Below are 22,478 nucleotides of genomic sequence, written 5' to 3'. Positions count from 1 at the left end.
TTCCACGGGTGGCTCTCCTTCGTCGGTGGCGGCAGTCCGGTCGGACAGGTCGGTCGGTGGGGCTGTCAGGCTGGTTTGGTCAGGCGGATCGTGTTGCGTAGCAGACCGATCCCCTCGATCTCGGTCTCGAGGACATCGCCGTCGGCGAGGAACCGCTGGGGGTCACGGGCGACGCCGACTCCTCCGGGTGTGCCGGTGAGCACCAGGTCGCCGGGGCGCAGGACCGTGAAGGTCGAGATGTAGGCGAGCAGGGCGGCGGAGTCGAAGACCAGCGTGGCCGTCGTGTCGCGCTGCACCTCCTCGCCGTTGACGCGGCAGGTGATGGTCAGGCCCCGCGTGGGGTCGACGTCGTCGGGGCTCACGACGACGGGGCCGGTCGGGGTCGAGTCGTCCCACGCCTTGCCCTGGAACCACTGCAGCGTGCGGTACTGCCAGTCGCGCACCGACACGTCGTTGGCGACCGTGTAGCCGGCGATCGCGGCGGTGGCCGTCGCGCGGTCGGCGCCCCGGATCGTCGCCCCGACCACCACGGCGAGCTCGGCCTCCCAGTCGACGTCGGTGCCGGCGGGCAGCGCGACGTCGTCGACCGGGCCGACCAGGCTGTCGGCGTACTTCACGAACAGCGTGGGGTGGCTCGGCAGCTCGCGACCGGTCTCGAGGATGTGGTCGCCGTAGTTGAGCCCGCAGCAGATCACCTTGCCGGGCCGGGGAAGCGGGGCGACCGGCTCGGCCCCGGGGAGCAGCTCGCCCAGCGGGGTGTCCGGGCCGAGGGTGCCACCCGCGGCGAGGTGGGCGGACAGGTCGGCGGCCGGGAGGGCCCGCCAGCCGTCGGCGGTGCGGGCCGCGGCATGGGTGGTCCCCTCGTGGGCGACGGTGCCGAACTGCATATAGCGAGATTTTCACGATCGTCGCCAAAGGTCAATAGATGGGCTAGGCTCGAAGCACGCCCAGCCCGACCCTGGAGGTTCGATGTCCGCCCAGCCGCTGACCCCCGTACCCGTCAACCCCGCGTCCCTGGCCGCGCCGAGCGGTTACTCGCACGGCACGCTGAGCGGCAACACGCTCTACCTCGGTGGGCAGACCGCCCTCGACGCGCAGATGCAGATCGTGCCGGGCGGCATCGTCGAGCAGTTCCGGCAGGCGTTCTCCAACGTCCTCACCACCCTGGCCGAGGCCGGCGGGATCCCCGAGGACCTCGTCAGCATCACGATCTACCTGACCGACATCCCCGACTACCAGGCCCACGGGCGCGAGATCGGTCGTGCCTGGCGTGAGCTGGCCGGCCCGGTCTACCCCGCGATGGCCGGCATCGGCACCACTGCGCTCTGGCAGCCCGAGGCCCTGATCGAGATCGTGGGCGTCGCGGTCATCCCGGACGAGCGGCTCCGGTCTGCGCGGTGACGAAGTCGTGCGCCGGCTCTGCGAGGAGGCGGTGCAGCTCGAAGAAGGTCTCGGCCGCCCGAGTGCCCGACCACGAGGCGGGCAGCAGGTCGGTCGGCAGGCCGGGGTCGAGATAGGGCAGCCGTCGCCACGCGGTGAGTGCCCGGATGTAGTCGGCGAACGCCTGGGGCCCGGGCTCGACCTCGGGTTGCGCAGCCCAGCTCGCCCGCGCGGGCTCGTGGGCGTCGAGGAAGTCCGTGTAGAGCTGGCCCAGCGCGTCGAGGTCCCACCACTGGGCGACCTTGTCGGCAGGGTCGCCGAAGGCGACGTACTCGGCGCGGAACAGGTCGACATAGAGGTCGAGCCCGTTGGCGACGAGCACCTCCCGCGCGTCGTCGGCGAGGTGGCCGGGAGCGATCCACACGCCGGAGGACACGGTGCCGAAGCCGAGCCAGGCCAGTCGGGCTCTCAGGGCGTGCCGCTTCTGGCGCTCGGACTCGGGCACCGAGAAGACCACGACGACCCAGTCGCGGGACTGTGGCTCGGGGCGGGCGAAGATGCGGCGGTCGCCGACCTCGAGCACGTGGCGGGCGTACTCCGACAGGGCGTAGCCGGCGACGCCATCCCTGCGCTCGGCCTCGACGATCCCCCGGCGCTTGAGCCGCGACAGCGACGAGCGCACCGCCTGGTCGTCGACCCCGGCCGCGGCCATCAGCCGGATCAGGGCGCTGACGCTGATCCAGCCGCCGAACTCGCGGACGTAGAGCCCGAGCAGCGTGACGATCAGCGCCCGCGGCGGCAGGGGCCCCCGCTCGGTGCCACCATCGAGCTCGGTCGTCGTCACGGACGAAATCTATCCGGCCCCCTCGCAGCTTTATCGGGTCTAGGAGGAACGTTGACCTTCACTCCGGTTCAGAAGTCGAGCGAAGATCAACGTTGTTGCCAGACCCGATAAAGCTGTTGGCCGGGGGCAGGGTTGTTCTGAGGCCCTGAATCGCTCTAGAGTTTCGTTTAACAGAAATTGAAATCCGCATCGTGGAAGATTGAGGTCGAGTGATGTCAGCACCGAGCCCGGGATACTCCATCACCGTGCGGGCCCAGGCGCCTGTCGCGATCGACACCACTGGTGTCATCGCCGCAGCGGTGGCCGCGGCCGGAGGGGCGCTCACCGCCCTCGACGTCGTGGAGTCGCGCAGCGACCACTTGGTCGTCGACGTGACCTGCAACGCCTCCGACGCCGACCACGCCGACCAGATCACTGCGCAGATCGCCGCTGTTCCTGGAGTGACGGTGCGCAAGGTGAGCGACCGCACCTTCCTGCTCCACCTCGGCGGCAAGCTCGAGGTCGTGCCGAAGGTGCCGCTCAAGCACCGCGACGACCTGTCCCGCGCCTACACCCCCGGGGTGGCCCGGGTCTGCCTGGCCATCGCCGAGAACCCCGAGGACGCCCGCCGCCTCACCATCAAGCGCAACACCGTCGCCGTGGTCACGGACGGCTCCGCGGTGCTGGGGCTCGGCAACATCGGGCCCGCTGCGGCGCTCCCGGTCATGGAGGGCAAGGCGGCGCTCTTCAAGCAGTTCGCGGGGGTCGACGCGTGGCCGGTGTGCCTCGACACCCAGGACACCGAGCAGATCATCATGATCGTCAAGGCGATCGCCCCGGTCTACGGCGGCATCAACCTCGAGGACATCTCGGCGCCGCGGTGCTTCGAGATCGAGGCCCGGTTGCGCGACGAGCTCGACATCCCGGTCTTCCACGACGACCAGCACGGCACCGCGATCGTCACCCTCGCGGCCCTGCGCAACGCCCTGCGCGTCGTGGACAAGAAGCTGGAGGAGGTGCGGATCGTGGTCTCCGGGGTGGGTGCCGCCGGACATGCCATCGTCCGGCTCCTCGACGCCCAGGGTGCCACTGACATCATCGGGTGTGACCGCCGCGGCGCCCTGGATCCCGAGGCCGACCACGCGGACGAGTTCCGCGGCTGGATCGCCCGCAACACCAACCCCTCCCGCACGACCGGGACGCTCAAGGAGGTGCTGCGCGGGGCCGACGTGTTCATCGGCGTCTCGGCGCCGAACCTGCTCGACGGCGACGACATCGCGGGCATGGCCGACCGGGCCGTCGTCTTCGCGATGGCCAACCCCGACCCCGAGGTCGACCCCGTGGCGGCAAGCCACCACGCCGCGGTCGTCGCCACGGGCCGGTCCGACTACGCCAACCAGATCAACAACGTCCTTGCCTTCCCCGGTTTCTTCCGCGGACTGCTCGACGCCGGTGCCCGCGACATCACCGACGAGATGATGATCGCGGCGGCGGCGGCGATCGCCGACTGCGTCCACCCCGACGAGCTCAACGCCAGCTACATCGTGCCCAGTGTCTTCGACGCCGACGTCGCGCCAGCGGTGGCTGCCGCAGTGCGACAGGCGGCCGGAGGGCGGCACGCCGACCAGGCCACGCGGCATACCGGCTCCGCCACGAGCCGCGAGGCGGCGACCCGGTGACCGTCGACCTGGCTGCCCTCGGCGCGACCCTCGACGAGCGCCTGCGGCACGCCGATGCCGACCTCGCCGCGCGCTTTCCCGGCGAGCGACCGGTGCGCCAACCGGTCCACACGGTCTACGTGCCCGCTGACCGCTACGACTCCGAGCTGGTCGGGCGCTGGCGGACCGAGGCGGTCGCTGCCCTCGACGAGCACGGCGGTGGTGCCGACGGGGTGGCCGACGCGTTCGGGATGCCCCCGACGCTCGCTGCCGACCTGCTCCAGCGGGTGCGGGACAAGCTCGAGCGCGAGGCCATCGAGGACCTGCGGATCGACTTCGAGGACGGCTACGGCGCACGGTCCGACGAGGAGGAGGACGCAGCCGTCCAGGCCGCGGCCGCGGCGCTCCTGCGCGCCGTCGACGCCGGGACCGCGACCGCCTTCAACGGCATCCGGTTCAAGAGCTTCGAGGCACCCACCCGGCAGCGCGGCCTGCGCACGTTCGCGCGGTTCATCGAGGCGGTGACCCGCGACGGACGGCTGCCGGACGGGTTCGTGGTGACCTTCCCGAAGGTCACGTCGGTCGACCAGGTCGAGGCGATGGTGGTCGCCTGCGAGCAGCTCGAGCAGGGCGTCGGGCTGGCCCCCGGGGCGATCCGGTTCGAGATCCAGGTCGAGACCCCCCAGGCCATCGGCGGGCCGGACGGCACGGCCCTGGTCGCCCGGATGGTGCACGCCTCGTCGGGCCGCTGCACCTCGCTGCACTACGGCACCTACGACTACTCCGCCTCTTGCGGCATCGCGGCGGCCTACCAGTCGATGGAGCACCCAGCGGCTGACCATGCCAAGGCGGTCATGCAGGTCGCTGCTGCGGGGACCGGCGTGCACCTCTCCGACGGCTCGACCAACGTGCTGCCCGTCGGCGACCACGAACAGGTCGTGGCGGCCTGGCGGCTGCACGGACGGCTGGTGCGACGTTCGCTCGAGCGCGGCTACTACCAGGGCTGGGACCTGCACCCGGCCCAGCTGCCGAGCCGGTTCCTCGCGACCTACGCCTTCTACCGCGAAGGACTGCCGGCGGCCGGCCAGCGCCTGAAGAACTATGTGGGACAGGTGGATTCGGGTGTCATGGACGAGCCGGCCACGGCACGTGCCCTGTCCGACTTCGTGGTCCGGGCGCTCGACTGTGGTGCCACGGACGAGCAGGAGGTGCAGGCCCTGACCGGCCTGGACCGCGCTGCCATCGACCGCCTGGCCCGTCGTTCGCCCGCCTGACCGCCTGGCGTCCCTCCTCGCCTCGTTGACGCCACGTCGCTGACCTCAGCGGGGCGCGCGGGTAGGTTGGGCGCATGCGCGTGCGGGTGGAGTTCACGACCGAGCCGTTCCATGGCGAGGACGACCAGCTGCCGGCGCACGTCACCGCGTCCGCCGACGCGCTGAGGTATGCCGGGTTGTCACCCGACCTGGGACCGCTCGGCACGTCCGTGGAGGGCGAGGCCGAGGTGGTCGTCGACGCCATGGCCGCGGCGCTCAAGGAAGCCTTGTCCCACGGAGCGACCCGGGTGACGCTCGCCCTGGGGGACGTCGACGCCGTCACCGCCTCTGCGCCGGCTGCTGGTGCCACGGACTTCACCGACGGGCTGTCGCGGCTCATCGCCGACGTCGAGCGCGAGCTCGGGGGCGCGCTGGCGACCCTGCCGCGCGCCGAGAAGCAGCACGCCGTGCGTCTGCTGGAGGAGCGCGGGGCGTTCGAGATGCGCCGCAGCGCGGAGACCGTCGCGGAGGCGCTGGGCCTGACCCGCTTCACCGTCTACAACTACCTCAACCGGATCCGCGACTCGGCGGCCGAGCCCACCGGCTGACGCGGCACACCTCATCCCTGGGATCCCGGTGACCGCTCGTCGCAAGGGCACCGGAACTTTTGAGGCGACCACTTTTCAACAAACTGTTGACTGGGTCACACCTTCGCATTTATGGTTCCATCATTCGTAAACGGGTTTCCACCATTCGGAAGATCTTCGAATCGCTCGGGAAGCCATCCGCGCCACCCACGCCTGACCCGCCAGGGTCGACGGGCACCGCAAGGAGCACCATGAGCTTCGTCCTCGGACCCAACCAGTACGGCAAGGCGGAGAACCGCGTCGTCCGCGTCTACCGCGACACCGCCCGCCACGAGATCCGCGACCTCAACGTGTCGACCGCCCTGCGCGGCGACTTCACCGAGGCGCACACCACCGGTGACCAGGCCAACGTCCTGCCCACCGACACCCAGAAGAACACCGCTTTCGCCTTCGCCAAGGAGCACGGCGTCACCTCCCCGGAGGACTACGCCCTCACCCTCGGCCAGCGCTTCCTCGACGTGACACCCGCCGCGAGCGCCAGCCGGATCGAGGTCGAGGAGTACGCCTGGGACCGCATCGAGGTCGGCGGCACCGGTCACGACCACGCATTCGTGAAGCGGGGTGGCGAGGTACGCACGACCGTCGTCACCCGCGACCGCAGCGGTGCCGAGCCGCGCGCCTGGGTCGTCTCCGGCGTGAAGGACCTCGTCGTCCTCAAGTCCACCGGCTCGGAGTTCAAGGGCTACCTCAAGGACGAGTACACGACGCTGAAGGAGACCGACGACCGGATCCTCGCGACCTCGCTCGTGGCGCGGTGGCGTTACGAGACCAGCGAGGGCGTGGACTGGAACAAGTCGTTCGACGACGTGCGGTCCCTCCTCCTCGAGACGTTCGCGACCACCTACAGCCGCGCGCTGCAGGAGAGCCTCTACGCGATGGGCTCGGCCGTGTTGGCGGCCCACCCGGAGGTCGCCGAGATCAAGTTCTCCGCCCCCAACAAGCACCACTTCCTGGTCGACCTCGCCCCGTTCGGGCTGGACAACCCGGGTGAGGTGTTCATCGCCGCCGACCGTCCCTACGGGCTGATCGAGGCCACCGTCCAGCGCGAGAACGGCTCCGACGCCGGCGACGCCTGGCTCACCGTGCCCGGCTTCTGCTGACGCACCGCACTGAGCACTGACCTACTGACGTAGCACCGCACCCCGTCCTGACCGCCCGCGCCGCGTCACAGCCGCAGGGAACCCGACCGGCCGGTCACGAGGTCCAGCACGCCCTCTCCCGCACGCCCTCCTCCTGCACCCCCCTCCTCCCGGAGCCTCCCGAAAGGTGCCTGTCATGAGCGCAGCCACCGCAACACCCCAGTCCCAGCGCGCCTCCCGCCACCCGGTCGACGAGGTCCTGCCCATCCCGAAGCTCGCGATCTACGGCTTCCAGCACGTGCTGGCGTTCTACGCCGGCGCGGTCATCGTGCCGATCCTCCTGGCCAGCGCCATCGGCCTGTCGACCCAGGAGCTCATCCACCTGATCAACGCCGACCTCTTCACCTGCGGCATCGCCTCGATCATCCAGTCCGTCGGGTTCTGGAAGGTCGGCGTGAAACTGCCTCTCCTGCAAGGGGTCACGTTCACCGCCGTCTCGCCGATGATCGCCATCGGCATGGCCGCCGGGGGCGGCACCGACGGCCTCCTGGTGATCTACGGGGCGGTGATCGTGGCGGGGCTGTTCACCTTCCTCGTGGCTCCCTACTTCAGCCAGCTGATCCGCTACTTCCCGCCGGTGGTCACCGGTTCGGTGATCACGATCATCGGCCTGGCGCTGCTGCCGGTCGCCGCCGCCGATGCGGCTGGTGGCGCGGGCCCGACCCTCGACCCGTCGAGCGGACGGAACCTCGCCTACGCCCTCGGGACGCTGGCCCTCATCGTCGCGATCCAGCGGATCTTCAAGGGCTTCATGGCGACCGTGGCCGTCCTCATCGGACTGGTGGTCGGCACCGTCATCGCGTGGATCCTCGGCGACGCGCACTTCGACTCGGTGTCGGGCTCGGGCTGGGTCGGGGTCACCACGCCGTTCCACTTCGGCTGGCCCAAGTTCTCGGCGGCCGCGATCATCTCGATGATCGTCGTCATGCTCATCACCGCCGTCGAGACCACCGGTGACGTGTTCGCCACCGGAGAGATCGTCGAGAAGCGGGTCGGCAAGGAGGACATCGCCCGGGCCCTGCGCGCCGACGGCCTGGCCACCACGATCGGTGGCGTCTTCAACTCCTTCCCCTATACCTGCTTCGCCGAGAACGTCGGCCTGGTGCGACTGACCCGGGTCAAGAGCCGCTACGTCGTCGCCACCGCCGGGCTGATCATGATCATCATCGGCCTGATCCCCAAGGCCGGTGCCATCGTCGCGGGCATCCCGCACCCGGTGCTCGGCGGCGCCGCGCTGGCGATGTTCGCGACCGTCGCCGTGGTGGGCTTCCAGACCCTGTCGCGGGTCGACTTCCACGACCACCGCAACGTCGTCATCGTGGCGACCGCGGTCGGCCTCGCGATGTACGTCACCGCGCAGCCCGACGTCGCCAAGGCGGTGCCGGACTGGGCCCAGATCATCCTGGGCTCGGGCATCACGCTCGGCTCGATCACGGCCATCGTCCTCAACTTCCTGTTCCACCACGTCGGCTCGAGCCGTGGTCCGGCCGTGGCCGGTGCCCCCGGTGCGCTCGTGCGGCTCAACGAGGTCAACCAGATGTCCCGTGAGGACTTCGCCGACACCTTCGGCAGCCTCTTCCAGGGCCCGCGCTGGGTGGTCGAGCGCGCCTACGACTCGCGGCCGTTCAGCGATACCAGCGACCTGCGGCGGGCCTTCCAGGAGGCGCTGTTCTCGGCGAACGAGGACGAGCAGCGCCAGCTGATCGACTCCTACCCCGACCTCGGCGCCGACAGCGTGGCCGAGGGCGACGAGGGGCCCGACTCCCTGCGTGACCAGTCCTCGCTCGGGCTCACCCGGCTCGACGAGAAGGGCCACGGCGAGCTGGCCGAGCTCACCTCGCAGTACCGCGACCGGTTCGGCTTCCCCCTCGTGACGTGTGTGCGCGACCGCGACTCGTTCGACCAGGTCGTGCGCACGGGGTGGGAGCGGCTCAACAACTCCCAGGCCCAGGAACACGCCTCGGCCCTCGTCGAGATCGCCAAGATCGCCGGCTACCGGTTTGATGACCTCGTGGCCGACGCCAACCCGATCCACTCAGCCCGGACCCGCTTCGTGGAGGGTCGATGACCCTGGAGCGCCTCAACGCGCTGCCCGCGTCCGAGCTGGAGGAGCAGCTGACCGCGTGCCTCCCGGTGCCCAGGTGGGTGGCCGCCGTCCGCGACGGCCGACCGTATGCCGCGTGGCCGGACCTCGAAGCCACCGCTGGCGCCGCCGCCCAGCACCTCGACGACGAGGAGCTGGAGGCGGCGCTGGCCGGCCACCCGCGGATCGGCGAACGCGCCGCCGGCCCGCACCACAACGCGGCCGCCAGCGCGCGGGAGCAGGCCGGGGTGGACCCGGCCGACGCCGAGGTGGCGCAGGCTCTCGCGGCGGGCAACGCGGCATACGAAGCACGTTTCGACCGGGTGTTCCTCATCCGGGCGGCAGGTCGCTCCGCGCCCGAGATCCTCGCCGAGCTCGACCGGCGGCTCGGCAACGACGATGACACCGAGCGTGAAGAGACCGTGACCCAGCTGCGCGAGATCGCGCTGCTCCGACTCCGACAGGTGGCCTCCTGATGGGAACCCTCAGCACGCACGTCCTCGACACCAGTCTCGGGAAGCCGGCCGCCGGCATCACGGTCGTGCTGGAGTCCGTTGCGGGAACGGGCCTCTCGAACGACCTGCTCGGCGACGGCATCACCGACGGGGACGGCCGGGTCGGCAGCATCGGCCCTGAGCGCCTGGAAGCTGGCGACTACCGGCTCAGGTTCGCCTCGGGTGGCTACTTCTCGGCGCGTGGGGTCGAGGCGTTCTACCCCGAGGTGGTCGTGGTGTTCACGATCGCCGACGCCGACCAGCACTACCACGTGCCGGTGCTGCTCAACCCGTTCGGCTACTCCACCTACCGGGGGTCGTGACCATGTCGACCGTCCCCCGCAAGGTCCTGGACGGTTGCACGGTGGTGACGATGGACCCGGCCCGTACGGAGCACGCCGTCGGCCACCTCGTCGTCGAAGGGACGCGCATCGTCGCCGTCGCTGCGGGTCGCTACGTCGACGATGGCAGCGAAGCAGACGTGGTCGATGCCACGGGTTGCCTGGCCACCCCGGGCCTGGTCAACACCCACCACCACCTCTACCAGTGGGCCACGCGCGGGCTGGCGGTCGATGCCACGCTCTTCGGCTGGCTGACGGAGCTCTACCCGGTCTGGGGCGGCATCGACGAGGACGTCGTGGGTGCTGCTGCAGCAGCAGGCCTGGGCTGGCTCGCGCGCACCGGCTGCACGACGTCGATGGACCACCACTACGTCTTCCCCACCCACGGTGGTGACGTCCTGGGGGCCGAGGTGGAGGCTGCGCGGCGAATCGGCCTGCGGTTCCTGGCGACCCGGGGCTCGATGGACCTCGGTCAGAGCCAGGGCGGGCTGCCGCCCGACCACGTGGTCGAGGACCTCGACACGATCCTGGCCGCGACGGCGGCCGCGGTCGACGCCCACCACGACGCGTCACCCGACTCGATGCTGCGAATCGGGGTCGCCCCGTGCTCGCCCTTCTCGGTGACCGCAGACCTTCTCCGCGAGTCGGCGGCGCTGGCCCGCGACCGTGGGGTGCGGCTGCACACCCACCTGGCCGAGACGGTCGACGAGGGGCGCTACTGCGCGGAGCGGTTCGGGCTCAGCCCGCTGGCCTACCTGGAGTCGCTCGGCTGGCTCGGCGACGATGTGTGGCTCGCGCACGGCATCCACTTCGACGACCCGGCGATCGGCACGTTGGCGGCCACCGGCACCGGCGTCGCCCACTGCCCGTCGTCGAACGCCCGCCTCGGCGCCGGCATCGCCCGCACCCGCGACCTGCGTGACGCTGGAGTGCCGGTCGGGCTCGGGGTGGACGGCGCGGCATCGAACGAGGCGTCCTCGCTGGTCGAGGAGGCGCGTCACGCCTTGCTCTTCGCCCGCGCCAGGGGCGGCCCGGAGGCGCTCGGAGTGCGTGACGCACTCGAGCTCGCCACGATCGGTGGCGCCCGGGTGCTCGGCTGGGACGACCAGATCGGCTCCCTGGAGGTCGGCAAGCAGGCCGACATCGCCCTCTGGCGGCTCGACGGCCTGGGTCATGCCGGCATCGTCGACCCGGTGGCTGCCCTCGTGCTCGGCTCGCAGCCCCCACTGGAGCTGTTGCTCGTCGGCGGCAGATCCGTCGTGTCCCGCGACCGGCTCGTCACGGGCGATGAGGAATCGCTTGCGGCACAGGCGGTCTCGGCAGGGGAGCGGTTGCTCGCCCGGCACCGCGACTCGGCCGGATATATCTCCGCCACCCGCTGAGACGCCAGCCTGCCCGGTCTTGACGCCTCGACGGGATGAGTCTTACTCTCTCACTAGTTGGAAAATGACTTCCACAATACGGAATTACATGGAAAGCCAAAAGGAGATCATCGTGACGGACCACGGACTGCGCTACGAGGTGAACTGCTCGATCCTGTTCACCGAGCTGCCGCTCCTCGAGCGGCCCGCCGCCGCGAAGGCCGCAGGCTTCGACGCCGTCGAGTTCTGGTGGCCGTGGCCCGACCAACCGGTGCCCGGTGACCGCGAGCTCGACGCCTTCGCCGGCGCCGTCGAGGACGCCGGGGTGCAGCTGGTCGGCCTGAACTTCTTCGCCGGCGACCTGGCTGGGCCGGACTGTGGAGTCCTCTCCATCCCCGACCGCGTGCAGCAGTTCCGCGACAACGTCGACGTCACCGTGGGCATCGGCGAGCGACTGGGTGCCTCGGCCTTCAACGCCCTCTTCGGCAACCGGGTCGAGGGGGTGTCGGCGCAGGAGCAGGACGAGCTCGGCCGCGAGTCGATCGCGTTCGCCGCCAAGGCAGCCGACCGGATCGGGGCGACCGTCCTCGTCGAGTCGGTCAGCGGCCCCAAGCCCTACCCGTTGCGCACCGCGGCTGACGCCGTGGCTGTCGTCGACGACGTGCGGGCCACGGGAGCGAGCAACGTCGCCTTCCTGCTCGACCTCTACCACCTGGCCGCCAACGGCGACGACCTCGACGCGGCCATCGCGGCATACACCGGCCACACGGCTCACGTGCAGATCGCCGATGCGCCGGGCCGCGGCGAGCCGGGCTCGGGTGACCTCGACCTCCAGCGCCACCTCGGCGCCCTCGCCGCGAGCGGGTATGCCGGGTGGGTGGGTCTGGAGTACAAGCCCACCACCGCGACCACTCCAGAGAGCTTCGGCTGGCTGCCGCGCGAACGCCGCGGCGCCTGACCAAGCCACCACCCCCTCCCACGCGTTCGAGGTAATCAGCTACCGGATTCCGGTCCCCGAACACCTCGAACCGCACCACCAAGGAGCACGACATGACCACCATCGCCTTCATCGGACTCGGCATCATGGGCAGCCCCATGGCCGTCCACCTCCAGGACGCCGGGCACGACGTCATCGGCTACAACCTGCACCCCGACAAGACCCAGCCGCTCGTGGACGCCGGTGGCACCGCAGCCGCATCCGTCGCCGATGCCGTGCGCGACGCCCAGGTGGTCGCGGTCATGGTGCCCGACAGCCCCGACGTGCAGGACGTGCTGCTGGGCGAGGACGGCGTCTTCGCCAACGCCAAGGAGGGCACGCTGGTGATCGACTTCTCCAGCATCCGCCCGGACGTCACGGTCGAGCTCGCGAAGGCCGCGCAGGCCAAGGGGTTCCGGCTCCTCGACGCCCCGGTCTCCGGTGGCGAGGCGGGCGCCAAGAACGCCGCCCTGTCGATCATGGTCGGCGGCTCGGCCGAGGACTTCGCGGAGGCCAAGCCCCTCTTCGACGCGGTCGGCAAGACCATCGTCCACGTGGGTGGCAACGGCGCGGGACAGACCGTCAAGGCCGCCAACCAGCTCATCGTCGCGGCCAACATCCAGGCGCTGGCCGAGGCGGTGGTCTTCCTCGAGGCGTACGGCGTCGACCTCGGACCCGCCCTCGACGTGCTCGGCGGCGGTCTGGCCGGTTCCAAGGTGCTCGACCAGAAGCGCGACAACATGGCCAAGAAGTCGTTCGAGCCGGGGTTCCGGATCGACCTGCACCACAAGGACCTCGGGATCGTGACCAGCGCAGCGCGCGAGGCCGGGGTGGTCGTACCCCTCGGTGGGCTCGTCGCCCAGCTGATGGCCTCGGCCCGGGCGAACGGCGACGGCGGCCTCGACCACTCGGCCCTGCTGCGCGGGGTCCAGCGCCTCTCCGGTCAGACCCCCTGACCCTTCCCGAACTTCCTTTCCACTCCTCCCATTCGATGTAAACCTGCCGGGATTCACCGGCGCGTTTACATCGAACCGGGGACAGCAAACCCAGGAGCACCACCATGGCACGCATGACCGCGGCCCAAGCGGCCGTCGAGATCCTCAAGAAGGAAGGGGTGACGAACGTCTTCGGCCTGCCCGGAGCGGCGATCAACCCCTTCTACAAGGCGATGAAGACCAATGGCGGCCTGCACCACACGCTGGCCCGCCACGTCGAGGGCGCCTCCCACATGGCCGAGGGCTACACCCGAGCCAAGGCCGGCAACATCGGCGTCTGTGTCGGCACGAGCGGTCCCGCCGGCACCGACATGATCACCGGGCTGTACTCGGCCAGCGCCGACTCGATCCCGATCCTGTGCATCACCGGCCAGGCGCCGGTCGCCAAGCTGCACAAGGAGGACTTCCAGGCCGTCGACATCGCCTCGATCGCCAAGCCGCTCACCAAGATGGCGGTCACGGTCCTCGAGCCGGCCCAGGTCCCCGGCACCTTCCAGCAGGCCTTTCACCTGATGCGCTCGGGACGCCCGGGCCCGGTGCTGATCGACCTGCCCATCGACGTCCAGATGGCCGAGATCGAGTTCGACGTCGAGACCTACGAGCCGCTGTCGACCTACAAGCCGGCTGCCACCCGCCCCCAGGTCGAGAAGGCGCTCGACCTGCTGGCCGCCAGCGAGCGACCGCTGATCGTCGCCGGCGGTGGCATCATCAACGCCGACGCGGCTGACCTGCTGGTCGAGCTGGCCGAGCTGACCGGGGTGCCCGTCATCCCGACGCTCATGGGCTGGGGCACCATCCCCGACGACCACGAGCTCAACGCCGGCATGGTCGGACTGCAGACCAGCCACCGCTACGGCAACGCCACCATGCTCGAGTCGGACTTCGTCCTCGGCATCGGCAACCGCTGGGCCAACCGCCACACCGGTGACGTCGAGACCTACACGAAGGGCCGCACGTTCGTGCACGTCGACATCGAGCCGACCCAGATCGGCCGCGTCTTCGCGCCCGACTACGGGATCGTCTCCGACGCGAAGGCAGCCCTCCAGCTCTTCGTCGAGGTCGCCCGCGAGCGGCGCGAGGCCGGCCGCCTGGCCGACCGCACCGCGTGGGCGCAGTCCTGCCGCGACCGCAAGGCGACCATGTGGCGCAAGACCAACTTCGACGTCACACCGGTCAAGCCGCAGCGGGTCTACCAGGAGATGAACCGCGCGTTCGGCAAGGACGTCCGCTACGTCTCGACGATCGGCCTATCCCAGATCCAGGCGGCCCAGCTGCTGCACGTCTACAAGGACCGGCACTGGATCAACGCGGGGCAGGCCGGCCCGCTCGGCTGGACCGTCCCGGCCGCGCTGGGGGTCGCCACGGCGGTCCCGGACGAGACCGTCGTCGCCCTCTCCGGTGACTACGACTTCCAGTTCATGATCGAGGAGCTGGCGGTCGGGGCGCAGTTCAACATCCCTTACATCCACGTCCTGGTGAACAACGCCTACCTCGGCCTGATCCGGCAGTCGCAGCGCGGCTTCGACATGGACTACTGCGTCCAGCTGTCGTTCGACAACCTCACCAGCCCCGAGGTCGGCGGCTACGGCGTGGACCACGTCAAGGTCGTCGAAGGACTGGGCTGCAAGGCGATCCGCGTCTTCGACCCCGAGGAGATCGCGCCCGCGCTGGAGAAGGCCAAGGCCATGGCGCAGGAGTACCGCGTGCCGGTCGTCGTCGAGGTCATCCTCGAGCGGGTCACCAACGTCTCGATGGGCCTGTCCATCGACGGTGTGACCGAGTTCGAGGAGCTGGCCGCCGGCGGCGCCGACGCCCCGACCGCGCTCTTCGCCAACCTGGACTAGGGCCGCCGATGCCCCGCGTCCTGCTCGCCCCCGACAAGTTCAAGGGCACCCTGACGGCCGCTGAGGTCGCGGGGTACCTGTCGGACGGCCTGCGCTCGGTCCGCCCCGACGCCGAGGTGGTCGTCGTCCCCGTCGCCGACGGGGGCGACGGCACCCTCGCCGCGGCAGCGGCTGCCGGGTTCACGCGGGTGCCGGTGCAGGCCACCGGCCCGACGGGTATGCCGTGTGAGTCGGCCTACGGGGTCCGCGGCGCCGGGGCGGTGGTCGAGCTGGCGGAGGTCTCCGGGCTCGCGCAGCTGCCGGGTGGCCGGGCAGCCCCGCTCGAGGCCTCCAGCAGGGGGACCGGCGAGCTGATCGCCGCCGCCCTGGACGCCGGCGCCCGCCGCGTGGTCGTCGCCATCGGCGGGAGCGCGTGCACCGACGGTGGGGCCGGGTTGCTCCAGGCGCTCGGTGCCACCATCCACACCGCGACCGGGAGCGAGGTGCGCCCCGGGGGAGCCGGGCTGCTCGACGCCGCCCGGCTGGACCTGAGCGGGCTCCACCGCGGCCTGGCCGAGGCGGAGCTGGTCGTGGCGTGCGACGTCGACAACCCCCTCACGGGGAGTCGCGGTGCGGCCGCGGTCTACGGCCCGCAGAAGGGCGCCGGCCCCGAGGACGTCGAGCTGCTGGACTCCGCCCTGACCCGGTGGGCCGACCTGGTGGCGCGGGCCACCGGTCGCGACCAGCGCAACGCACCAGGAGCAGGAGCCGCAGGAGGGGTCGGCTTCGCGCTGTTGGCCGTGCTCGGCGCGACGACCCGACCAGGGGCCGAGCTCGTCTTCGAGCTGACCGGCCTCCGTGACGCCCTCGCCGGGGCCGACCTCGTCGTGACCGGCGAGGGATCGCTGGATGCCCAGACCCTGCACGGCAAGGCCCCAGCCGCCGTGGCCGCGCTGGCGCGCGACAAGGGCGTGCCGGCCGTGGCGGTGGCCGGTCAGGTCACGCTCACGCCTGCCGAGCTGGGAGCCGCAGGCCTGCACGCGGCATACGCACTCGTCGACGAAGGGGCCACGCGGCAGGAGGCGCTCGACGCACCGGGACCACTCCTCGAGCGGATCGGCGCGCGCATCGCGCGCGAGCACCTCGGAGGTGCGCTGTGAGGTTCGCCAGGGTCGGTCCACCTGGGGCCGAGAGTCCAGTGGTCGTCGCCGGCGACGGCTCTCTCCTCGACCTGTCCACTGTGACACCCGACATCGACGCCGCCTTCCTCGGCCGGCTCGACACCGTCGATACTGCTGCGCTGCCACGCCTTTCGCGCGGGGAGGACCTGCGGTTCGGTGCGCCCTTCACCCGCCCGGGCAAGGTGGTCGGCATCGGCCTCAACTACCGCGACCACGCTGCCGAGGCGAGGGTGCCGCTGCCCGCCGAGCCGGTCGTGTTCCTCAAGGCGCCGACGGCGGTCTGCGGCCACACCGACGACATCCGGCTGCTGCCCCAGTCGGTCACGACCGACTACGAGGTCGAGCTCGGTGTCGTCCTCGGTGCCCCGCTCACCCACGAGCGCGACCACGACCGCGCGCTGGAGGCGGTTGCCGGCTACGTGCTGGCCCACGACGTCTCCGACCGCGCGCTCCAGCTCGAGCGGGGCGGCACCTGGACCAAGGGCAAGTCGGCCGACACCTTCTGCCCGGTCGGCCCGTGGCTGGTCACGCCCGAGGAGCTGGGCGACCCCGCCGACGTCAGGCTGCGGTTGTCGGTCAACGGCAGCCCGCGCCAGGACGGGTCGACCGGCGACATGCTGTTCTCCGTCGGTGAGCTGCTCTGCTACGTCAGCGGCCTGATGACCCTCGAGCCAGGTGACCTGGTCATCACCGGCACCCCGGCCGGAGTGGCCATGGGCCAGCCCGAGCCGCGCCCCTACCTGCGCCACGGCGACGTCGTGGTCGTCGACGGAGGAGTCCTCGGGAGCCACCGGAGCCGGGTCGTCGACCACGCCCGTTCGGCCACACCGGCAGCGGCGAGCTGAGGCAGGGATTACGGTCATGACAGGTTCGGTGGACGGCTCCGGGAAGAGGTCGGGCGTGACGGCAGAGGTGGTCCTGCGGGCGAGGCGGGCGGTGGTCGACGGTGCAGAGGTCGCGGTCGCAGTCTCCGTCGCGGGCGGACGCATCGTCGCGATCGACCCCTACGACGCCGAGGTGCCCGGCGCCCGCATGGTCGAGCTGGCCGACGACGAGGTGCTGCTCCCCGGCCTCGTCGACGCCCACGTCCACGTGAACGAGCCGGGCCGCACCGACTGGGAGGGCTTCGCCAGCGCCACCCGGGCGGCGGCGGCCGGTGGCGTCACGACGATCATCGACATGCCGCTCAACTCGATCCCGCCGACGGTGAACGTGGCGGCCCTCGAGGAGAAGCGGGCCGTCGCCCGCGACCAGGCCTACGTCGACGTGGGGTTCTGGGGCGGTGCCGTGCCCGGCAACCTGCCCGACCTGCGACCGCTCCACGAGGCCGGCGTCTTCGGGTTCAAGTGCTTCCTGCTCCACTCCGGCGTCGACGAGTTCCCCCACCTGTCGGCGGCCGAGCTGCGCGAGGCGCTCGCCGAGACGGCGACCTTCGACGGCCTCGTCATCGTGCACGCCGAGGACGAGCAGACCATCGAGTCCGCACCGCAACCGCACGGCCAGGGGTATGCCGGGTTCCTGGGTTCACGTCCCAAGGAGGCCGAGGAGCGGGCCATCGCCGAGGTGATCGACGCGACGCGGGAGACCGGTGGCAGGGCGCACATCCTGCACCTGTCCGACGCCGACGCGATCCCGTTGATCGCCAAGGCCCAGGCGGAGGGGTTGCGGCTGTCGGTCGAGACCTGCCCGCACTACCTGACCCTCGACGCCGAGGAGATCCCCGACGGGGCGACGCAGTTCAAGTGCTGCCCGCCGATCCGTGAGCACGACAACCAGGACCGGCTCTGGGCCGGGCTCGAGGACGGCGTGATCCGCACCGTGGTCTCCGACCACTCGCCGTGCACCGAGGACCTCAAGCGGTTCGACTCCGGCGACTTCGGCGAGGCGTGGGGCGGGATCGCCGGCCTCCAGCTCGGCCTCCCGGCGGTCTGGACCGAGGCGCGCGAGCGAGGGCACTCGCTCGTCGACGTCGTGCGCTGGATGGGTGAGGGGCCGGCCGACCAGGTGGGCCTCACCGACCGCGGGCGGATCGCGGTCGGCGCCACAGCCGACCTCGTCGTCTTCGCACCCGACGAGTCGTTCACCGTCGACGTCGCGTCCCTGCGCCACAAGAACCCCGTGTCGGCGTATGCCGGCCGCACGCTCACCGGGGCGGTGCGCCAGACCTGGCTGCACGGCACACCGGTCGACATCGAGGCTGACCCGCGCGGTCGGCTGCTCACGAGAGGACAGCAATGACCACCCCCCGTTACTACGCCCCCGCCGGGGGTCTGCCGCCGCAGACCCAGCTCACCACGGACCGCGCGGTGTTCACCGAGGCGTACGCCGTCCTGCCACGGGGGACGATGACCGACATCGTCACGAGCAACCTGCCGTTCTGGGACGGCACACGGCTGTGGGTCATCGCCCGACCGCTCTCGGGGTTCGCGGAGACGTTCTCGCAGTACATCGTCGAGGTCTCCCCGGGCGGTGGCTCCGACCGGCCCGAGGCGGATCCGGGGGCCGAGGGGGTGCTCTTCGTCGTCGCGGGCGGGCTGACGCTGACGCTGGGGGAGCAGACGCACGAGCTGGCCACCGGCGGCTACGTGTTCCTCCCGCCGGGCCAGGCGTGGACGCTGCACAACCGCGGCGACGCGACCGCGACGTTCCACTGGATCCGCAAGGCCTACCAGGTCGTCGAGGGGGTCGACGTGCCCGAGGCGTTCGTGACCAACGAGTCCGACGTCGAGGGTGGCGAGATGCCGGGCACCGACGGGGTGTGGACCACGCAGCGGTTCGTGGACCCGACCGACGTGCGACACGACATGCACGTCAACATCGTGAACTTCGAGCCGGGCGGGGCGATCCCGTTCCCCGAGACCCACGTGATGGAGCACGGCCTCTACGTCCTCGAGGGCAAGGCGGTCTACCTGCTCAACAACGACTGGGTCGAGGTGCAGGAGGGTGACTTCATGTGGCTGCGGGCCTTCTGCCCGCAGGCCTGCTACGCCGGGGGGCCGGGCCGGTTCCGCTACCTGCTCTACAAGGACGTCAACCGGCACGCGGTCCTCAGCCGCCAGTTCGTGTAGGTGCACCATGGCGCAGCCGCGGCGGCAGTCGGGGATCGTCAGCCTCCTGACGCGTGAGGACGCCTACGTCTCCGGACCGCAGGTGCTCTCCGAGCTGCGCCGTGTCATCGCGTCCGGTGCTGTGCCGCCGGGGAGCCCGATCCCGCTCGACGATGTGGCTGCCTTCTTCGGCGTGAGCCTGATCCCCGTGCGCGAGGCGCTTAAGACCCTGCTGGGCGAAGGACTCCTCGAACACCAGCCGCGACTCGGCTACACCGTCACCGCGCTCTCGCAGGCAGAGCTGGACGAGCTCTACATCGTGCGCGGCGCCCTGGAGGCGGCCGCACTGGAGGCGGCCGTGCGCCAGGCGACTCCCACCGACGACGCCCGCGCCAGGGCCGTCCACCAAGGGCTGGGCGCGGCTGTGGCGGCCCAGGACGCCGCCGGCTTCCAGCGCGCCAGCCGCGAGTTCCACGAGGCCCTGCTCTCGCCGTGCCACATGCCGCGCCTGCTCCACATGCTCGAGATCGCGTGGAACCTCACCGAGCCGGTGCAGACGATGATGCGGGTCAGTGCCGAGGACAGGGCAGAGCTGCGCGCGGACCACGAGGAGATGCTCAACGCGTTCGTCGCTCGTGACGCCGCCTGGCTCACAGCCGTCGCGGCGGCACACCACAGCCGGCTCACCGCCTGCATCTCCAGCCTCAGCGACGACTGACCCGGCCCCCTGTGCGTCTGCATCCGCCACCCGCTGTGCGGGTGGGTCCGCGGCCTGTGCGCACCTGTCGACGTTAACGCAGTGTTGCCGGATATACGCAGATATACGGTTCAGGACATATGCCGGAAACCGTTGTCTCCCTAAGGTTCTCGTAACACAGAAAACTTGGAGGACCGATGGCCGGCATTGACACACCATTGACCGAGGAAGCTGCCGCAGAGGCAGGCTTCGCCACGCACCACGGTGAGCACGACCACGGGGCGGGCACGGGTCTGATCAAACCCAGCTACGACCGGCGGCTGACCAACGAGGACCTTGCGCCCCTGAAGGACCAGACCTGGTCCTGGTACAACATCTTCGCGTTCTGGATGTCCGACGTGCACAGCGTCGGTGGCTACATCACCGCCGGCAGCCTCTTCGCGCTGGGCCTCACCAGCTGGCAGGTGTTCGTGTGCCTGATCGTCGGCATCACGATCGTGCTGTTCTTCTGCAACCTCGTCGCGAAGCCCAGCCAGCGCACCGGCGTCCCCTACCCGGTGATCTGCCGGTCGGTGTTCGGGGTGCTCGGCGCCAACATCCCCGCCATCATCCGCGGGCTGATCGCGGTGGCCTGGTACGGCATCCAGACCTACCTCGCCTCGGCATCTCTCGACATCCTGCTGGTGCGGATGTGGCCCGGGCTCGAGCCGTACGCCGACGTGAGCCAGCACGGGTTCCTCGGCCTGTCGACGCTGGGCTACGCGACGTTCGCGCTGCTCTGGGTGGCGCAGGCGGCGGTCTTCTGGACCGGCATGAACACGATCCGCAAGTTCATCGACTTCGCCGGCCCGGCCGTCTACGTCGTGATGATCGCGCTCTGCGTCTACCTGCTGTCGAAGGCCGGCTGGAGCGTCAACCTCAACCTCTCCGACCACGAGCTGTCCGGCGGCAAGGTCTTCACGACGATGCTCGCGGCGACCGCCCTGGTGGTCTCGTACTTCTCCGGGCCGATGCTGAACTTCGGTGACTTCTCGCGCTACGGCCGCACCTTCCAGGCCGTGAAGAAGGGCAACTTCTGGGGCCTGCCGATCAACTTCGTCTTCTTCTCGCTGCTGACCGTGCTCACCGCCGCGGCCACCCTGCCGGTCTACGGCAAGCTGATCACCGACCCGGTGGAGACCGTCGGTCACATCGACAACACCTTCGCCCTCGTCCTCGCCGCCCTGACCTTCACGACGGCCACGATCGGGATCAACATCGTCGCCAACTTCGTCTCGCCCGCGTTCGACTTCTCCAACGTGAGCCCGCAGAAGATCAGCTGGCGGATGGGCGGCATGATCGCCGCGGTCGGCTCGGTCCTGCTGACGCCGTGGAACCTCTACAAGAGCCCTGAGACGATCCACTACACGCTCGACACCCTGGGCGCCTTCATCGGCCCGTTGTTCGGGGTCCTCATCGCGCACTACTACGTCGTGCACAAGCAGCGGGTGTGCGTCGACGACCTGTTCACCATGGACGAGGGCGGCGCCTACCACTACAAGCGGGGCTACAACCCGCCCGCGATCTGGGCGACCGCGATCGCTGCGGCCGGCGCCGTGGCGGCGGTGTTCGTCCCCGGCATCAACCGGTTCGACGACTACTCGTGGTTCATCGGCTGCGGCCTGGGCTTCGCGGCCTACGCCCTGCTCGCGCCGCGGATGGGTGTCAGCGACAGCCCGCTCGACGCGAAGACGTGTGTGAAGTGACCGTCCGTCTCACCGTCGTCAACCCCAACACCACGGAGTCGATGACCGCGCTCATCGAGGCCGAGGCGCGGCGGGTGGCCGGCCCCGACACCGTCGTCACGGCCCGCACACCGTCGATGGGGCCGGCCTCGATCGAGAGCCACTACGACGAGGCCCTCGCCGTGCCCGGGCTGCTCGAGGTCATCCGCGCAGACCAGCAGGCGGACGCCTTCGTCCTGGCCTGCTTCGGGGACCCCGGTCTGGACGCCGCCCGGGAGGCGGCGTCCAGGCCGGTCATCGGCATCGCCGAGGCGGCGATGAAGACCGCCTCGCTGTTGGGGCGGAGCTTCTCGGTCGTCACCACGATGAGCCGCACGGTGGGTCGCGCCCGGGACCTCACCCGCACCTACGGCCTGGAGCGCCAGTGCGCGGGCGTGCACGCGTGCGACATCCCCGTCCTCGAGCTCGAGGAGGACCGCGACCGCACGTATGCCGTGATCCTCGCCTTCGCGAAGAACGCCCTCGCGGCGGACGGCTCCGACGCGATCGTGCTCGGGTGCGCGGGGATGGCCGGCCTGCCCGAGCTGCTCACCGAGCAGCTGGGCGTGCCGGTCGTCGACGGCGTCGCGGCCGGGACCCTGCTGGCCGAGAGCGTCGTGCGGCTGGGCCTGCACGCCTCGACGCACGGCGAGCTCGCCCCGCCACCCCCGAAGGCCTACACCGGGGTGCTGCAGGGCTTCGGCCGCCGCTAACCAGTGGGTGAAACAGTCGCCCCGAACCCTTGATTCAACAGTTTGTTGAGAAGTATCGTGCTCAGGAACCAACGACAGGGCCGTCGTTCGGCATGGATAACCGG

The 22,478-nt window shown here is 70.6% G+C and carries 20 protein-coding genes and 1 pseudogene; 19 read left to right on the top strand and 2 right to left on the bottom strand.

Features of this window, described 5'->3' with window-relative positions; all coding sequences use genetic code 11:
- Positions 1-65: 65 nt before the first annotated feature.
- Entirely contained in the window at positions 66-887 is an 822-nt protein-coding gene (locus ASG95_RS19245) for a fumarylacetoacetate hydrolase family protein (protein WP_057378490.1), read from the bottom strand.
- Between the two features lie 82 nt (positions 888-969).
- On the opposite strand from ASG95_RS19245, the gene ASG95_RS19240 reads away from it, so the two are divergent.
- Positions 970-1,401, top strand: a complete 432-nt coding sequence (locus ASG95_RS19240; protein WP_056921649.1) for a RidA family protein — start codon at positions 970-972, stop codon at positions 1,399-1,401.
- On the opposite strand, the gene ASG95_RS19235 is transcribed toward ASG95_RS19240, so the two are convergent.
- Positions 1,367-2,224 (bottom strand): PaaX family transcriptional regulator C-terminal domain-containing protein, encoded by an 858-nt coding sequence (locus ASG95_RS19235; protein WP_157582270.1) that lies wholly within the window; start codon positions 2,222-2,224, stop codon positions 1,367-1,369. The genes ASG95_RS19240 and ASG95_RS19235 overlap by 35 nt on opposite strands.
- A gap of 212 nt (positions 2,225-2,436) precedes the next feature.
- Between ASG95_RS19235 and ASG95_RS19230 the strand changes: the two genes are divergently transcribed.
- From ASG95_RS19230 to ASG95_RS19145, 18 genes and pseudogenes are all read left to right on the top strand, one after another.
- Positions 2,437-3,882 carry an NAD-dependent malic enzyme gene (locus tag ASG95_RS19230; RefSeq protein WP_057379011.1) on the top strand — a complete coding sequence of 482 codons (1,446 nt, stop codon included), beginning with the start codon at positions 2,437-2,439 and terminating at the stop codon, positions 3,880-3,882.
- The gene (locus ASG95_RS19225; protein ID WP_057378488.1) at positions 3,879-5,135 is read left to right on the top strand and encodes an aldolase/citrate lyase family protein; all 1,257 of its coding nucleotides are present in this window, start codon (positions 3,879-3,881) and stop codon (positions 5,133-5,135) included. The genes ASG95_RS19230 and ASG95_RS19225 overlap by 4 nt, the downstream gene beginning before the upstream one ends.
- Before the next feature lie 74 nt (positions 5,136-5,209).
- Positions 5,210-5,722, top strand: coding sequence for a helix-turn-helix domain-containing protein (locus ASG95_RS19220; protein WP_057378487.1), 513 nt, complete (start codon positions 5,210-5,212; stop codon positions 5,720-5,722).
- Between the two features lie 230 nt (positions 5,723-5,952).
- Positions 5,953-6,861 (top strand): factor-independent urate hydroxylase, encoded by a 909-nt coding sequence (pucL, locus tag ASG95_RS19215; RefSeq protein WP_057378486.1) that lies wholly within the window; start codon positions 5,953-5,955, stop codon positions 6,859-6,861.
- 175 nt (positions 6,862-7,036) lie between these two features.
- Positions 7,037-8,968, top strand: coding sequence for a 2-oxo-4-hydroxy-4-carboxy-5-ureidoimidazoline decarboxylase (uraD, locus tag ASG95_RS19210; protein WP_057378485.1), 1,932 nt, complete (start codon positions 7,037-7,039; stop codon positions 8,966-8,968).
- Positions 8,965-9,459: a 2-oxo-4-hydroxy-4-carboxy-5-ureidoimidazoline decarboxylase gene (gene uraD, locus ASG95_RS19205; RefSeq protein ID WP_057378484.1), complete on the top strand. Its 495-nt coding sequence runs from the start codon at positions 8,965-8,967 to the stop codon at positions 9,457-9,459. Before uraD (ASG95_RS19210) ends, uraD (ASG95_RS19205) begins: the two co-directional genes overlap by 4 nt.
- Positions 9,459-9,800 carry a hydroxyisourate hydrolase gene (gene uraH / locus ASG95_RS19200; protein WP_057378483.1) on the top strand — a complete coding sequence of 114 codons (342 nt, stop codon included), beginning with the start codon at positions 9,459-9,461 and terminating at the stop codon, positions 9,798-9,800. Before uraD (ASG95_RS19205) ends, uraH begins: the two co-directional genes overlap by 1 nt.
- 2 nt (positions 9,801-9,802) lie before the next feature.
- A complete protein-coding gene (locus tag ASG95_RS19195) occupies positions 9,803-11,200 on the top strand; it encodes an 8-oxoguanine deaminase (RefSeq protein WP_057378482.1) in 1,398 nt (465 codons plus the stop codon).
- 127 nt (positions 11,201-11,327) lie between these two features.
- Positions 11,328-12,137, top strand: coding sequence for a hydroxypyruvate isomerase family protein (locus ASG95_RS19190; protein ID WP_200962015.1), 810 nt, complete (start codon positions 11,328-11,330; stop codon positions 12,135-12,137).
- An 80-nt stretch (positions 12,138-12,217) separates the two neighbouring features.
- Positions 12,218-13,111, top strand: a pseudogene (locus ASG95_RS19185) (2-hydroxy-3-oxopropionate reductase); the annotation flags it as partial.
- A 104-nt stretch (positions 13,112-13,215) separates the two neighbouring features.
- Positions 13,216-14,994 (top strand): glyoxylate carboligase, encoded by a 1,779-nt coding sequence (gene gcl / locus ASG95_RS19180; protein WP_057378479.1) that lies wholly within the window; start codon positions 13,216-13,218, stop codon positions 14,992-14,994.
- An 8-nt stretch (positions 14,995-15,002) separates the two neighbouring features.
- Entirely contained in the window at positions 15,003-16,133 is a 1,131-nt protein-coding gene (locus tag ASG95_RS19175) for a glycerate kinase (protein WP_057378478.1), read from the top strand.
- Between the two features lie 38 nt (positions 16,134-16,171).
- Entirely contained in the window at positions 16,172-16,999 is an 828-nt protein-coding gene (locus ASG95_RS19170) for a fumarylacetoacetate hydrolase family protein (RefSeq protein ID WP_235544058.1), read from the top strand.
- A gap of 16 nt (positions 17,000-17,015) precedes the next feature.
- Positions 17,016-18,392 (top strand): allantoinase AllB, encoded by a 1,377-nt coding sequence (gene allB, locus ASG95_RS19165; RefSeq protein WP_057378476.1) that lies wholly within the window; start codon positions 17,016-17,018, stop codon positions 18,390-18,392.
- Entirely contained in the window at positions 18,389-19,222 is an 834-nt protein-coding gene (locus ASG95_RS19160) for a bifunctional allantoicase/(S)-ureidoglycine aminohydrolase (protein ID WP_057378475.1), read from the top strand. The genes allB and ASG95_RS19160 overlap by 4 nt, the downstream gene beginning before the upstream one ends.
- Before the next feature lie 7 nt (positions 19,223-19,229).
- Positions 19,230-19,919, top strand: coding sequence for a GntR family transcriptional regulator (locus ASG95_RS19155; protein ID WP_057378474.1), 690 nt, complete (start codon positions 19,230-19,232; stop codon positions 19,917-19,919).
- 176 nt (positions 19,920-20,095) lie between these two features.
- Positions 20,096-21,643 carry an NCS1 family nucleobase:cation symporter-1 gene (locus ASG95_RS19150; RefSeq protein ID WP_082592888.1) on the top strand — a complete coding sequence of 516 codons (1,548 nt, stop codon included), beginning with the start codon at positions 20,096-20,098 and terminating at the stop codon, positions 21,641-21,643.
- Positions 21,640-22,374, top strand: a complete 735-nt coding sequence (locus tag ASG95_RS19145; RefSeq protein WP_235544056.1) for an aspartate/glutamate racemase family protein — start codon at positions 21,640-21,642, stop codon at positions 22,372-22,374. Before ASG95_RS19150 ends, ASG95_RS19145 begins: the two co-directional genes overlap by 4 nt.
- Positions 22,375-22,478: the final 104 nt, after the last annotated feature.

It is taken from the genome of Phycicoccus sp. Soil803, assembly GCF_001429685.1.
GTDB lineage: Bacteria > Actinomycetota > Actinomycetes > Actinomycetales > Dermatophilaceae > Pedococcus.
The sequence above is the reverse complement of the archived record's forward strand: the minus strand, read 5'-3'. Positions and strand labels throughout refer to the sequence as shown.